Here is a 14,831-nt window from a genome sequence, read left to right as displayed (position 1 = left end):
TTTAACAAATGTATCAGTTTGTTTCTTTTACTGGTGACGCACCTCTGAATTCTAGATATTGCTCCAAAATGTCACTAACCACTAAGCATCAATAGGTATATGATTATTTACTCATATAATCAGGATTTCCAACTACGCTTCATCCGTGAATATGGCCTTTATAGAAAAATTTAATATCGCTCAATCTATCCATTGAGTACTAAAAACTTACAGAATGTAATAATTATTAAGGAAATAGTAATGGCTTTTAACGTATTAGAAGATGAATTAAAACATAAAGAACGTTCCATTAAAGACCTAGTGGCATACTTGAAAACAAGAACCAGTAATACTTCGCCAAACTACAATTTGTTGCTTGGCGCTGGTGCCTCGTTCACATCAGGAATTAAAACAGGACAAAATCTGGTTGATGAATGGCGTAAAGATGAATATAAAATGCTTTCTGGAAAAGAATATGAAACTGCAGATATAGCAAAGAGATACCTTATAACTGAACAAGGATCTTGGTACACGGAAAGTAATGAATATTCATCTTTATTTGAAAGAAAGTTCGATCTACCATCACAACGTCGAAGATTTGTTGAAAAAGAAGTTGAGTCTGCAAAACCGTCAATCGGTTATGCATATCTAGTTTCACTAATGAATGTATCAAATAGGTATTTTGATACAATTTATACAACTAACTTCGATGATTTAATAAATGAAGCGTTTTACCAATTTTCTCAAACTAGACCATTAGTTTGTGCTCATGATTCAAGTGTAAATTCTTTAAGCATTAGTTCAACTCGTCCCAAGATAATTAAATTGCATGGTGATTATCTCTTTGATGATATAAAAAGTACTTTGAGAGAGACTGAATCATTGGAGGCAAATATTAGAAATAAATTCATAGAATTTTCTAAAGAATTTGGTTTGGTTGTTATGGGGTATTCTGGTAATGATAGATCCATAATGGATGTATTAAACCACTTACTGAAATCAGAAGACTATCTCAAGAATGGTGTTTATTGGTGTATCAGAAAGGGTTCTCAAGTAAGTTCAGAACTTAGAAAGTTATTATGGAAAGAGCGCGTATACTTTGTTCAGGTCGATGGTTTTGATGAGGCCATGGCTGAGTTACATCACGCACTAAATGGTTCCTTGTCTATAAAAGATAATTTGGCTGATTCTAAACAAGAACAAATTATTAAGACAATCCAAAGCGATCTGCATTTTCTAGCAACCAAATCAGAATTTATCAGGGGCGATATATCCAATTTAACGAAACATAAGAATGAAATGGATATATCCAATTTAATTAGAGAGTTGAATAGCAATGATGGAAATGAAATAAATAACTTATCCGAATCTCAATTTAAATCTCTACTGGAAATAGATGCTAAAGTTAAATCAAATAGCTACCCTGAGGCAAAATCAATTGCAGAAAATTATTTAGCAAATAGTAACGATCAAAATATTTCAATTAGGTACATCAGAAAGTTAATATATATTTGCAATAAGTTAGATCTACACAATGAAAGTTTAGAATATTGTGATAAATTAATTGAGACCGATAAAAACAACCATGAATACTACATGGTTAAATGTGAAAACATGGATACTCTTGCAGAGAAATGCAAGTATATAAAAAGTTATGTAGAGAACTTTAAATATATTCCATCGTTTAATAACTACGTTTGTAGCATTGCACTAAGAGAAGTGGAACACTCAGAAAACAAGACATTTAGTATCGATGAGATAATAAGCCTTTTGGAGAGAAGTTTACATCTTGATCCATCGTTAGATAATGATGCTTGGAGCCAAATGTTGTCCGCATACGGTGTTAAATACATTAACCACGCAGATCAGAAAGGAGAAAAAGAGCGTAAACGTTTAGTAGATGAGCATCTAGAGAGAGCCAAGTTAATTAACCCATGCAGCATTACTTATTTTGAATTGCTTAGCCATCCTCAGGTTACAAAGCACAATTTGGAAGCGTCGAAAAATTCTATAAAAACAATGGAGTCTGAATATAAAAACGCACGAAAAAGTAAGCAAAAACTCATGTACGATCTACTTTGCTACCAGCAACTTGGCCTGATCGGAATAAGAAAGAAAGACTATTCATATAAGAATGATTGGAAGTCGTTTTTGTCATCTGACTTAAGCGAAATGCAATCAGATAAAGATAAAATCACATCTTTCTGTTTGTTGAAGTCAAGTTATGCGATTTGTATTGACTACGATTTGGTTAACTTTAAGAAATATATAGATTTCGCTTATACATCAGATGATGCCGCTAAGTTCTCTAGGAAAATATTCAATTCGATAGCCCATGTATTGAAAGACCTAGATTGGGCTATCGAATTTATTGGGGCGGTAAAAAAAGATATTACTAAGCAGCAGTACTATTCACTAATGAGTGATGTTGAACTGGCAAAAGAGAAATATGACAAAGCAATTGAGTATAAAGATAAAGAACATGAAGCTGGTTTAAAACTAGATAAGTACTTGTGCGATAAGAGTTTTATTCTACTAGTTTCTGGTGATTACCTACGAGCTAGAGCGCTATGTGAAAGCCACTCGAATGTATCCTTCAGCCCTAGTAGTAGAGCTATACTAACCCTACATTGTGAATATGCTAATCATATGCTTGGAAATAATATAAATAAGAGCAAGGTTAGAAACCTAGTTGGGCAGAATTTGGGCGAAAATATAAATATTGCTTGTTACACTTTACTTGGGCAGGAAGTGGACGCGATTAGGTTGATAAAGCAGGAAGCAGAAATAGATATCACATTGATAGAAAATTTCGTAAAGTGGCCGATATTGACTTTGTTGACTACTATTGATTTGCATGATTTATCTATTCACAAAAGTAAAACAAGTTCGCTGACTGCGGCCTAATATTATCGAAGGAGGTCTTGTGAAATGACCTCCTTCTTAGTAATGCTACCTAAATCTAGTAATTGCTCTTGCGTATTTTAGCAAAGCCGAACTTATCTTTATGTCTTCTGGTGCCGATATTTCTAATATTGCTATGGCCGTTAAAAGCTCTTGGGCTGAAATCAACTTTCCTGTTGGTAGCTCTAGTTTGTCATAATGCATTTTGAACTGATTCCAGGAATCGCAAGATGACAATTCTCTACCCTTTGCAATCCTCATTAGGCGTTTACACTCAGGTGGTATTGGTTTTCCTTTATCCCACTCAGTGACCGTTCTCACACTTTTAAAACAAAGTTCCGCCGTCTGCTCGCGTGTCAAACCGCACTCAAATTCACGAAAAATGTAATTCTTGGTCATCTCGTGATACTTCACTGTTAATACTCCGAAAAGGAGTATTATTGCGACATGTGATATGCACCCAAGGATTATACATAATGACGCATAATGCGCACTAATCATAATGAATTTAACATCTGATAAAACCTGTCGGTTTTCATGACCTAAAACCCTGATACATGAGCCGTATTTCTAGTTAACTGGGCTTTTCTTCGTAGTTTGACGTTTGTTTTCACTGAGTCGTCTTCATCGTGCTTTAATGATTTCAGCCTCACACCTTATCAAGATCATTTTGTCACACACATTTGTTAGAGTTCCCGTGCATCAATTTGAATTCTGATGAACCGTTCTGGGATTTGGTATTTGTACTTTTTGCCTACCTTGATGGCCTGTTTGACGCGTTTACAGAGTTGCGCGTCGCCAAGCGTTGAGACTTGTACGACCTTGGCGTACTGATTGTCGATGTGATTCATGTCGACAAATACATCGCAAAAACCTTTTGCAGATACATTCTGTTTGCTCAGCACTTTGAGAGTTTTGGCTTTGATGAGCCTTGCGACGTTGTTGGTTTCTGTGTCGTCTGCCCATGCGTGCTGTGAACAAAGCCATATTGCGATGATGAGTAATTGTGGTTTCATTGTGTCACTCCAATAAAAAAACGGCTGAATACTACATCTGGTATTCAGCCGTTTCAGCTTGAAGCGTTAAGATTTCGGTCTAGTTTGCACCTTGATGCAAACGTGTTGTCGCTAATGGCGCAATCCTAGTGACTCTTTTTACTTTTATCACCGTTGCCTTTAAAGCCTTGATGTGGAAACACGTTTCGAATGCGCTGTTGTACTTTCTTTGGCACCTGGTTCGAGAACACCAACTTCATATTGTGCCTTTGATGATAAACTTTGAGTTCACCATCAAATGGCGCATTTTCACCAATCTCAATTACATTATATTTAAACGACGGCGGAAAATGACCTTTAACCTGTGTAATGACACCATTTTTAAACTTAACTTTGAGCACAGGCCTGTCGGCCGCGACCAACCAAAAGATGACGATTGCAGCAATTAAAATCACATACAACATCTTGCTAACTCCTAATCAGACAGCAATTTACTTAAATCTTCTTTTAAACTCGAAACCGTGCGGCTCGCTTTCTCGCTCCGTGACGCTTCACTAAGCAGATACTCAATGGCATCGGATAACGTGCATCCCAGTTCGTTTGCTCGCACAGACAACTTTTCCCACACGCGATAATCTAAATCGATGGATTTCTTACGTGTATGCAACTGCTCTGCATTGAAATGACGCTTCCGTTTGGCACGAATGGCTTGTTTGAGCTTGTTGTCCAAATCTGGTGCCATATGCTGTTCGATCCATTCAAGCACCAAGGTTGGCTCATGTTCTAGAGATTTGAGTTCTTGAACAGCGGCATCTGCCTCACTACGATCGATATGACAAGTGATCGGTTCGCCATCTTTCCATTTTTTGATTAAGTACTGCCACTTCCAACCGCATTCCAGGTTTTCGAGTTGTTGATATTTCATGTCTGGCAAGCCTATTTAAAATTAGGGTGACAGCGTAACCCAAGTGACACAGTCGTTTCAATTATATCGATAAAAAACACGACCAAGATCATCACAAATATCAAAGCTATTCGTGCTTTGGGTTTTTCTATATAATTTGTCTCCTTTTCACGATTTCGACGATTCAATGACACAAGATATCTGGCGTTTAGTGACGCCTCAGTATGACCAGTTCAGCACTGAGTTATCTCAATACCCTAACCTGCCTTCTGTTTCTCTGTTTGGCACTCAAACCAGACTTGCACAAGCAATTGAAAGGTTCATTCACGTCAAAGGTTTTAGCCGCATTCTGTTAGTCAATGCGCCAGATAACTCAATCTACCGCGCTCTGATTAAAGAGCAGATGGAGAGTATGACGTCTTCAGTGCCCGTTGTAGTGACTGAAACGTTAGATATGGGTGCAATTTTCGGACAAGTCAAAGCTGAAAATGGCCATATTGTCAGTGAAGTCAGCGGCCTATTAGACAAAGCTGATAACGGATATCTTGTCGTTTCTGCGAATTTACTACTCGCGAATCCGCGCTCTTGGCCAATGTTGAAATCTGCCGTGCTGGGCGACGCCATTTCACCGGTGAATTGTGATCCCAAGTCACCCATTCACTCGTTGCCGACTAAAAGTTACAACGTCAAACTCGTTGTGGTTGGTGATAGAAACCAGTTAGGCGACATCGATTTTCTGGATGCAGATATTCACTCAGGGCTATGCCTGTTCAGTGAGTTGGAAGTGGATATCAAGCTTGATCAGGACTCCATTACGACTTATTTAGGCTACCTACTCTGGCTCACTGAACGCTATGAGTTGCCAATGCTGACGCACGATGCCGTTGAAGCAGTGATGACCGCTGGCGCTCGTTACACCGAAGATCAACATTATGCACCCCTATGTGTGATGTGGCATCGCGCGCTGCTCGAAGAAGCGGCACTTCTGGGTCATCAAGCGACAATAAAAAAAGAACACATTGAACAAGCACTGAATCAACGTTATTACCGTGAATCTTACTTACCTGAGCGCGCGCTTGACGACATCCTTGATGGCCAAGTCATTATCGAAACTCAAGGTGAGCAAATCGGACAAGTCAACGGCCTGACTGTCATCGATATTGCTGGTCATCCAGTATCTTACGGCGAGCCAGCTCGTATTTCATGTGTAATTCATTTTGGTGATGGTGATATTTCTGATGTCGAACGGAAAGTTGAGCTGGGTGGCAATTTACACGCTAAGGGCATGATGATCATGCAAGCGTTTGTGAGCAGCGCGCTCAATCTGGACGTTCCGCTGCCATTCTCCGCTTCAGTCGTATTTGAACAGTCTTACAGTGAAGTGGATGGCGATAGCGCTTCGCTCGCTGAACTATGCTCATTAGTGAGCGCCCTATCCGAATATCCTATTGACCAACAAATTGCGGTCACAGGCGCCGTAGATCAGTTCGGTCGCGTCCAAGCAGTTGGTGGGCTCAACGAAAAAATTGAAGGTTTCTACCGGGTTTGCCAACATCAAGGTTTTACCGGTGAACAAGGCGTCATCCTGCCGAAAAGTAATCTGAAACACCTTGCGCTTCATCAATCTGTCGTCGAAAGTATTAAAAATGGGGAATTCAACATTTGGCCCGTCTCGAATGTTGATGAAGCTGTTCCTGTACTCATGAATAAACCATTCCGTGGTGATGATGAGGAAAGCGTGATCAGCCGAATCGCCGAACGAATTGAAAACTTTGAAAAACACATTCAGCCACAAGGATTTGTGGAACGCCTCAAAAACTGGTTCGTTTAGTACTGATCGGAGTTGTTTGGCGTACACGTGTTCACTAAGATGCACCGTATCAGAAATTGGAGTAATTGATAATGCACAACAAACGAGACTCTTATAACCGCGACGATCTTTTAGCTTCTAGCCGTGGCGAACTTTTTGGCCCTGGTTACCCTCAACTACCAGCACCAAACATGCTGATGATGGATCGAGTGACTAAGATGTCTGAAACTGAGGGTGATTTTGGTAAAGGCTTGATTCTGGCCGAACTCGACATCACTCCAGATCTTTGGTTCTTTGATTGTCACTTCCCTGGCGATCCAGTGATGCCTGGCTGTCTTGGCCTTGATGCAATGTGGCAACTGGTTGGTTTCTTCCTTGGCTGGGTTGGCGGAAAAGGCAAAGGTCGTGCATTGGGCGTTGGCGAAGTAAAATTCACTGGTCAAATCCTACCGACAGCGAAAAAAGTTACTTACGAAATCCACATGAAACGCGTTGTAAACCGTAAATTGGTGATGGGCCTTGCTGATGGCCGCGTACTGGTTGATGGCAAAGAAATCTATGTTGCGAAAGACTTAAAAGTTGGCCTGTTCCAAGACACTTCAGCGTTTTAATTCGTTGTGATTGAATCTAGCCGCTCGATTGAGCGGCTTTTTTGTTGGTAGTACATTTAGTTATAGTGCATCAGGTGATTTAAAATCCAAATAAAAAGCCCCTTTCGGGGCTTAGATCCTGTGTTGTATGTGGAAATTATTTATAGAGACCAGTCAGTTTGTCTTCTCTAGCTTCACGCCAACCACCTAGCCAAAAGGATCGAGCTTCCATTTGTTGGTAGGGACATTCTTCTTGCGATCGGCCATTCAGGCCCGCTTTGTATCCCTGAGATTGCGCTCTTTCCAGGCGATCACGCTTTTGTCTCTTCATAGTGCAGTCCTCATACAGTAGCTTGTGTCTAAGTTACAACTATTAAAATCGTGTGGCGTTTCCATGACCACACCATTAAGAATTGCTCAAAAAACCACCTTCATCAAGCCAAAAAAAAGCACAAGTCCAGATCTGTGAACTTGTGCTTCGTTTGACAAAAATTTACTATTTTCTACGGAACCCGAGGAAACCAAGTACAGCCAGCATCCACAAACCAACACCTGCACCACTACGCTCAGTCGTTGTTTCATCTGTGCCACGGGCCGAAATGTCACTGCTCGTTACGCCTGGAATTGGCACCAGTTTGACGGCGACCGTTGTCTCATCTTGGTTGCCGTCGCCACACGTCGCGTTGTATGCGGTTGTGTCGTAGCCGTTCTCGCACTTCAACGCGGTTGCAGAAATCACACCTGCATCGTTGATGTCAGTGGCATCAATGATACGGTATTGGTTGTTGTGATCAGAATAGTCACCACCATTAGTGAGATTATCTAACCACCAACTTTTGTTGTTAAAAATACCTCGGCGAGTGTCATTGGTGCCATCAGCATCCAACGGGTAGATAAATGCACGCTTACGGCGCGGCTTACCATTCACTTCACGGGTAGATTCCGCATCGACTTGGCCAACAATTTCATTGTAATTATTAATGCCTCCGGCTTTACCACCAGCGCCATCAAAGAACACGCCGTCACTTAAATAAGTGGCAGAGGGAGACGTTACATCTTTCACAACAAACACGCGATTCGAGGCCGCCCCTTTGTATGCACGATCGCCGCCCCGTTTCGCTTCACCAATCGCAACCAAATTCTCATTCACCGCCAGTCCGACCGAGTTACTATAAATATAGTCGCCGCTTGAAACACCATTTTCTCGCACGGTCGCATTCGCAATCGGTGTAGATGTCCAATTGCTGGCGGTCATAATATCCGAGCTTGTACTCACAGAATACACAACTGCATTCATGTAGTTGGTTGAGTTGGTTTCATAGGTGTTATAACCCACCCCATACAGCGTGCCATCAACTTCAACGAAATCTCGCATACTACCTTGAGCAAGACGATTGTTCTTCACGCTTGATACGCCAGAGTCCCAATTCAACGAAACAGACGTACCGCTTGCGTTCCACAATGCCGCCTTAGAAGTGTAGTAATCCCCCTGATCGTTCGTGTAATCAGTTGAAATACTACCGACCGTATAAGTACCGTCCGTTTTCCATGCACGTGTCTGAAGGTTGTCAGTAAAGGTATCGCTTGTTGTACCAACAAACCCCAATACCGAATCACGGCGATAATCCGTCACAGTCCCCAGCGTTGAGGTGATCCCCACAACATCGCCATCAGAGGTCAAACTGTTCACAACCACGTTGTTGCCTTCATCGATTGCATCGCCGGTGGTTGATGCGCCTGTAAAAGCAATTGCATTCGGGGTTTGACTACCACTCACTTCACTTGCCCAAGGCGTCCACCGCACTGAAGCCCACGCATCACACGTCGCATATCGCAACTGGTTACTACAGTAGCTTTCAAAATCATCGAGGCTATCAATATAGACAAAGCGGCTGTCCATACCAAACGGCGCTTCTTCTCGGAAACTCAAACCGTCGACCGCCTCACCGGCGTTCACTTCAGACGAACGGGTTTCACCAGCCAAAATAAAACTGCTTCCATCACAGTTCGATGCGGCCGAATCAAAACATCCCAAATCAGCATCGCTTCCACCCGTCGCTGTGCCCGGTTGAATCGCAACACCAAAGCTACTCTTGTAAGAATACGTTGTACTTGGTGTCACTTCGACGACTTGATACAAAGCTGCGGACGCAGTGGTCGATGACACAATCGCGGCGGTGATGAAGGTCAGTTTAAAAGTGTTACTACTCATTGGTTTCATTAACTTTCCTGTTGCATTGCCTCGAGCTCTTCCCAGCGCTCAAATGCAATTTCAAGCTCCTGCTCAGTGGCAGCTAACTTGTCTAAAATGGGTTGTGTTGCCTCTACAGGCTGACCAAAGAAGTCAGGGCTATTCACCTGTTCCTGCAGAGCGTCAATCTCAGCTTCTAATTCTTCGAGTTTCACAGGCAGAGTTTCTAGTTCGCGCTGCAGTTTATAAGATAACTTCTTAGACTTAGGCTTCGAAGGCGCGGTTTTGGGAGATTCCTCAACCACTTTCTCTGCTTTGATTACTTTTTCAGCGTTCCGGTACTGAAGAACTTGCTGTCGTTGTTGTTGAGCATCGTGATAGCCCCCAACAAACTCTTCAATGACACCATCGCCTTCAAAGATCCAACTCGACGTCACGGTATTATCAACAAACTCACGGTCGTGGCTGACTAACAATAACGTGCCTTGGTAATTGGCAAGCAAATCTTCCAAAAGTTCCAAGGTTTCGATATCTAAATCGTTCGTTGGTTCATCAAGCACCAATAAATTGTTCGACTTGAGGAAAATACGCGCTAACAGCAGACGGTTTTTCTCACCACCGGACAGTGCTTTCACTGGTGTACGTGCACGCTTTGGTGCAAACAGAAAATCTTGCAGGTAGCTCAATGCATGGCGTTGACGCCCGCCTACAGTCACTTCTTGCTTCCCATCAGCTAGGTTATCAATCACCGATTTTTCTGGGTCTAGAACTTCGCGGTATTGGTCGAAATACGCGACTTCAAGCTTGGTACCGCAATGCAAACGACCTGAATCCGGCTGAAGTTCACCCAGCAGTAATTTCAGCAAGGTACTCTTACCGCACCCATTTGGACCCACAAGGGCGATGCGATCACCACGCATGATGTTAAAGCTAAAGTCCTGAACGATGGACTGGCCGTCAATCGCGTACTGTAAATCTTCCGCCTCAAAGACAATCTTGCCTGAACGCGCCGCATCATCGATTTGTAGGTTCACCTTGCCCTGCACTTCACGACGCTCACCGCGCTCTTCACGCAGCTTCTTCAGTGCTCTAACGCGACCTTCATTACGCGTACGACGCGCTTTGATGCCTTGACGAATCCATACCTCTTCCTGCGCCAGTTTCTTATCAAACTCCGCATTCTGCATCTCTTCAATTCGCAGCTGCTCTTCTTTTTCCACGAGGTATTTTTCGTAGTTCCCAGGAAACGAATTCAACTGACCACGATCCAAATCCACAATACGTGTCGCCATGGATTTAATAAACGCACGGTCGTGGGAAATGAAGATGATTGAACCGCGGAAATCCTTCAGGAAACCTTCTAGCCACTCAATCGTTGTCACATCCAAATGGTTGGTCGGTTCGTCGAGTAGCAATACATCTGGGTCACAGACCAGCGCACGCGCCAATGCAGCTTTACGTTGCCAACCACCGGAAAGTTCGGTCAACTTCGTGTGGCCATCAAGCTTCAGTGCACTCAGGACGTTCTTGATTCGGTCTTCAAATCGCCATGCGCCAGCATGCTCAAGCTGCTCTTGAATATTCGCGAGACGTTTAATGTTGGATTCCGTGGGTTCGACCGCCACCAGATCCAGCAGATCTTGATAGATCTTGAGTTGTTCACCGACCTCTTTCAAACCACCAGCAACGTAATCGTACACATTGCCTTCCTGATCGCGAGGTGGGTCTTGCTCAAGGCGAGAAACGACAACATCCTGCATCACCTGCATTTTGCCGTCATCCATCAGGGTTTCCCCTGCCAAGACTTTCATCAGTGTCGACTTACCGGCCCCGTTGCGGCCCACAAGACAGACACGTTCATTTTCTTGCAGTGCGAAATCTGCATGGTCCAGCAATGGGTGATCACCAAATGCCAGCAACCCGTTATGAATGGTAATTAATGCCATTATTTTCCAACCATTGAGTTAATTCGTTGATATCAAAAGGCCAATTCAGCTCTGAATTCTGATAGGAAAGTACGGGGATTGTGACCCCGTAACGAGAAAACAGTACATCGTCGAACGCAATGTCGACGATGTTAACCTGTTGAGTGAGCTGAACTTGTTTAAGCAAGTCATACGCCATTTCACATAAATGGCAGCCTTCCGTGCTATAGAGAGTTATCACATCCGTGCCCTGTTATTTTTTGTGCGTCACAAGCCAGCAGTTGTGAATGTGTTTATTGCGCTCGAAATCCAATGGCAATGTTTGCGAGGAGATATTCTGCGCTTCAAGACCGAGCGCTTCCATCTGCTCCATATCCATCTTGAAGTGACGTTTGTTGTTGGAGAATACAATCGTGCCTTCTGGACGAAGAATACGTTTCAAATTCGTCATCAGCTGAATGTGGTCACGCTGAACGTCAAAAGACTGTTCCATGCGCTTCGAGTTCGAAAACGTCGGTGGGTCGATAAAGATCAAATCATACTGACCGTTCGCCTTCTCCAACCATTGCAAGCAGTCCGCTTGAACATATTGATGCTGGCGACCTACTTGACCGTTCAGCGCCATGTTTTCTTTAGCCCAATCAAGGTAGGTTTTGGACATATCGACGGTTGTGGTCGATTTCGCGCCACCACAGGCCGCATGCACGGTGGCAGAGCCGGTGTACGCAAACAAGTTGAGGAAATCCTGTCCTTTCGCCATTTGACCTAAGCGACGACGAGTCAGCTTGTGGTCAAGGAAGAGACCGGTATCAAGGTAGTCATACAGGTTCACAATCAGTTTAACGCCGTATTCTTGAGCATACATGGTTTCAGATTGCTGACTGAGCTTCTGATACTGAGACGTTCCTTTCTTCTTCTCGCGAACTTTCAGTACCACTTTGTTAGCATCGATATCCGTCACCTGAATGGCAGCACGAATGATATCCGTCAGACGGCGTTTAGCAGTCTCTTCAGGAATGCTTTTCGGCGCCGCGTATTCCTGAATCACCAAATGATCCAAATAAACGTCAATCGCCACGTTGTATTCCGGCAGATCCGCATCATAAATGCGGTAGCAGTCTAACCCTTCACGTTTCGCCCATTTACCAATCTTACCGATGTTTTTCTTCAGGCGATTGGCGAAGTCTGGTGCAACCAGCGACGTTTGACGACCTTCCGTCAATTCAGATTCCGCTCGTACCGCAATACTGTAGTTTTTTTGGTGACACGGTAACGCACCATTGTTTAATTTGAACTGCTTTTCAGCACGCATACGCAAACAAGCGAGCAATTCATCCGAACTAGAGAAGATCGAGGCTTGGCATCCGCCAAACTGTGCTTTCAGTTGCGCGCCAAATGCGGTGTACAACGCAATCAGGCCAGGATGCGTTCCTAAACGTTCACCGTAAGGCGGGTTACAGATAATCACGCCATTCTCGAAACCAGCAGGACGCGTCAATTTAGCTGCATCACCAACGTTAAACTCAATGAGGTCGCTCACACCAGCGCGGCGGGCGTTATCTTTAGCCACTTGGATCACGCGCGTGTCGTTATCAAAGCCATAAAACTTAGTGTCAACTTTCTTGGCGCCACGTTTTGCTTGCACGCTCGCTTCCGATTTAATGGTCGCCCACAGCTCGGCATCAAAGTCTTCAATCGCTTCAAAGCCCCATTTCTCACGCTTCAGTCCTGGCGCGATATTGGCTGCCATCATTGCCGCTTCAATCAGCAACGTTCCCGAACCACACATCGGGTCAAGCAACGGTTTTGATTCATTCCAGCCACTACGCATCACAATGGCAGCCGCTAGCGTTTCACGAAGCGGTGCTTTACCCGATTCTGGGCGATAGCCACGCATGTGCAAGCCGCCACCGACCATATCAATGCCAAGCAGTGCTTTGTCATTGTGAAGGCGAACATGGATTCGAAGATCTGGACGATCTTTGCTGATCGACGGACGTGGGAGATTTTTCTTTTCAAAACAGTCCACGACTGCATCTTTGACTTTCATCGCACCGTATTGACTGTTGCGAATTTCACGGTTGGTGCCGTTGAAATCAACCACAAACTTTCTAGAGCTATGGAAGTGATTGACCCAGTTGATCGCCGTGGTTGACAGATACAAGTCCATATCGTTCTGGCAGTTAAACTCCGCCACGACACGTACGAATCGAGAAGCAAGACGGCTCCATAAGCAACAACGGTAGATTTGCTCATTGGTTGCTTTGAATTTCACCCCTGCCTGAACAGGCTTGGCATCGGAAATTCCTAAATTTGTTAATTCTTCGACTAATAGGTTCTCAAGACCGTTAGAGGTAACCGCTAGATACTGATTCATAGTGTTCTTTGACTGGTAAAAATGGCTTCAGATTATAACTGACAATGCAGGCCATTCCTAAATCTAAACGAATCATTTCATTAAAAAGCCCGTTAAGTGGTGATTCATCCAACAACCAAGCTGCCACGTTCTCTCCAACCTCACTCCTTCATCATTGATACGGGTTCATCTGCGCTAGCGGCGAAGTGAGTATTTATTCACACTTAAACTGGACTATACCAGACTAGCTTTTACACTGTAAATTTATTACAAAACCTACCAAAAGCGGAATATTTAAGGGGAATTCACCCCGAACACCGGTGAATGACTCGTCACTTTTGTCATAAAAAATATTCGATTCAGGGGTAAATCTCAGGCGTAAGACGACCCAACTTGGCAAGCAAGCTGTCCTTGGGAAGGAATTTGAGGCAAAAAAAATCGGCTTGCGCCGATGGGAAATGAAAAAAGAACGAAATTAACTTAGGGAAAGTTTAACCGACCAAAGCCATTGGCTCTGATACGAAAAGATGGTTGGCGTTGGCCATACGGTCATGCATCACTTTAATGACCTGACCGAATTCGAGCGATTTAGAACCGTTTAATACAAACGCCTGTAAATCGACCAATGCACATAAACTCGCGTTATCGCCCACTTCGAGCACGATAAAATAACCTTGATTGTACCCATTAACCAAACTGACCATGTCACCCTCTTCCGGTGCGACATCCCCACCCTGATAATCAAAGAACCAACTCTTAGGCTGAACCGGCTTGTGGAAGCGCTTTGCCGCCACACAATACAGTGCCAGCTCGACACGGCGCGGTTCGCTCATTTCTAAGCAACTGATGCGTTCTTTGTAGGTTTGGTAATCTGAGGCATCGTCGACAGTAAAATGGTTTTCAGAAAAAGCGCAATCGACTAATAGGTTTCGGCTGAGATTCGTGCGGAACACCATCTCCTCGCCCAGGTCTAGCATCAAATAGCCTTCGCTATCTGCGTAGTACCAATTCCATTTGTCACTTGGTTTAAGCATTGTTCCGACTCTCAATTTACGAATTATCAAACGATTAGGTAAAACGCTTAATTACCTTTGCCAACGAATAGTTGTAATTCTAAGAACGGAAAATCAAAAAAAAAGAGGAAATGATTATCTCATTTCCTCTGTTTGTCACCTTG

14 protein-coding genes are annotated in these 14,831 nt (G+C 43.6%); 3 read left to right on the top strand and 11 right to left on the bottom strand.

From position 1 onward, the window contains the following. Positions 1-240 precede the first annotated feature (240 nt). Positions 241-2,886, top strand: a complete 2,646-nt coding sequence (locus ACS18Q_RS07105) for an SIR2 family protein (RefSeq protein ID WP_441257595.1) — start codon at positions 241-243, stop codon at positions 2,884-2,886. A 45-nt stretch (positions 2,887-2,931) separates the two neighbouring features. Here the strand turns inward: ACS18Q_RS07105 and ACS18Q_RS07100 are convergent, their stop codons facing one another. The 4 genes from ACS18Q_RS07100 to matP form a co-directional block, all read right to left on the bottom strand. After that, the gene (locus tag ACS18Q_RS07100) at positions 2,932-3,297 is read right to left on the bottom strand and encodes a regulator (RefSeq protein WP_441257594.1); all 366 of its coding nucleotides are present in this window, start codon (positions 3,295-3,297) and stop codon (positions 2,932-2,934) included. Between the two features lie 272 nt (positions 3,298-3,569). Continuing rightward, positions 3,570-3,899: a hypothetical protein gene (locus ACS18Q_RS07095; protein ID WP_014205098.1), complete on the bottom strand. Its 330-nt coding sequence runs from the start codon at positions 3,897-3,899 to the stop codon at positions 3,570-3,572. 125 nt (positions 3,900-4,024) lie between these two features. After that, the gene (locus tag ACS18Q_RS07090; RefSeq protein ID WP_441257593.1) at positions 4,025-4,342 is read right to left on the bottom strand and encodes a DUF3634 family protein; all 318 of its coding nucleotides are present in this window, start codon (positions 4,340-4,342) and stop codon (positions 4,025-4,027) included. Between the two features lie 11 nt (positions 4,343-4,353). Then, positions 4,354-4,803: a macrodomain Ter protein MatP gene (gene matP, locus ACS18Q_RS07085; RefSeq protein ID WP_004725983.1), complete on the bottom strand. Its 450-nt coding sequence runs from the start codon at positions 4,801-4,803 to the stop codon at positions 4,354-4,356. Between the two features lie 166 nt (positions 4,804-4,969). Here matP and ACS18Q_RS07080 point away from each other — a divergent pair, with 166 nt between their 5' ends. Next, positions 4,970-6,613, top strand: coding sequence for a S16 family serine protease (locus ACS18Q_RS07080; protein WP_441257592.1), 1,644 nt, complete (start codon positions 4,970-4,972; stop codon positions 6,611-6,613). A gap of 71 nt (positions 6,614-6,684) precedes the next feature. Continuing rightward, positions 6,685-7,203, top strand: a complete 519-nt coding sequence (gene fabA, locus ACS18Q_RS07075) for a bifunctional 3-hydroxydecanoyl-ACP dehydratase/trans-2-decenoyl-ACP isomerase (protein ID WP_004725988.1) — start codon at positions 6,685-6,687, stop codon at positions 7,201-7,203. Between the two features lie 136 nt (positions 7,204-7,339). On the opposite strand, the gene rmf is transcribed toward fabA, so the two are convergent. From rmf to ACS18Q_RS07040, 7 genes are all read right to left on the bottom strand, one after another. Then, complete coding sequence (rmf, locus tag ACS18Q_RS07070) at positions 7,340-7,513, bottom strand: ribosome modulation factor (protein WP_038151159.1); 174 nt, start codon at positions 7,511-7,513, stop codon at positions 7,340-7,342. 165 nt (positions 7,514-7,678) lie between these two features. Beyond that, positions 7,679-9,394: a DUF3466 family protein gene (locus ACS18Q_RS07065; RefSeq protein ID WP_441257591.1), complete on the bottom strand. Its 1,716-nt coding sequence runs from the start codon at positions 9,392-9,394 to the stop codon at positions 7,679-7,681. Between the two features lie 8 nt (positions 9,395-9,402). Next, entirely contained in the window at positions 9,403-11,319 is a 1,917-nt protein-coding gene (locus tag ACS18Q_RS07060; protein WP_441257590.1) for an ABC transporter ATP-binding protein, read from the bottom strand. Further along, positions 11,297-11,539 (bottom strand): glutaredoxin family protein, encoded by a 243-nt coding sequence (locus ACS18Q_RS07055; RefSeq protein WP_081454430.1) that lies wholly within the window; start codon positions 11,537-11,539, stop codon positions 11,297-11,299. Before ACS18Q_RS07055 ends, ACS18Q_RS07060 begins: the two co-directional genes overlap by 23 nt. A 12-nt stretch (positions 11,540-11,551) precedes the next feature. Continuing rightward, positions 11,552-13,675, bottom strand: coding sequence for a bifunctional 23S rRNA (guanine(2069)-N(7))-methyltransferase RlmK/23S rRNA (guanine(2445)-N(2))-methyltransferase RlmL (gene rlmKL / locus ACS18Q_RS07050; protein ID WP_441257589.1), 2,124 nt, complete (start codon positions 13,673-13,675; stop codon positions 11,552-11,554). Further along, positions 13,647-13,802, bottom strand: coding sequence for a hypothetical protein (locus ACS18Q_RS07045; RefSeq protein ID WP_154181151.1), 156 nt, complete (start codon positions 13,800-13,802; stop codon positions 13,647-13,649). Before ACS18Q_RS07045 ends, rlmKL begins: the two co-directional genes overlap by 29 nt. A 343-nt stretch (positions 13,803-14,145) precedes the next feature. Next, positions 14,146-14,688: a cell division protein ZapC gene (locus ACS18Q_RS07040; protein WP_238820125.1), complete on the bottom strand. Its 543-nt coding sequence runs from the start codon at positions 14,686-14,688 to the stop codon at positions 14,146-14,148. Between the last annotated feature and the right edge of the window lie 143 nt (positions 14,689-14,831).

The sequence above is a fragment of the Vibrio sp. Vf1514 genome (assembly GCF_052076135.1).
Lineage (GTDB): Bacteria > Pseudomonadota > Gammaproteobacteria > Enterobacterales > Vibrionaceae > Vibrio > Vibrio furnissii.
This window is presented reverse-complemented; position numbering and strand designations above follow the sequence as displayed.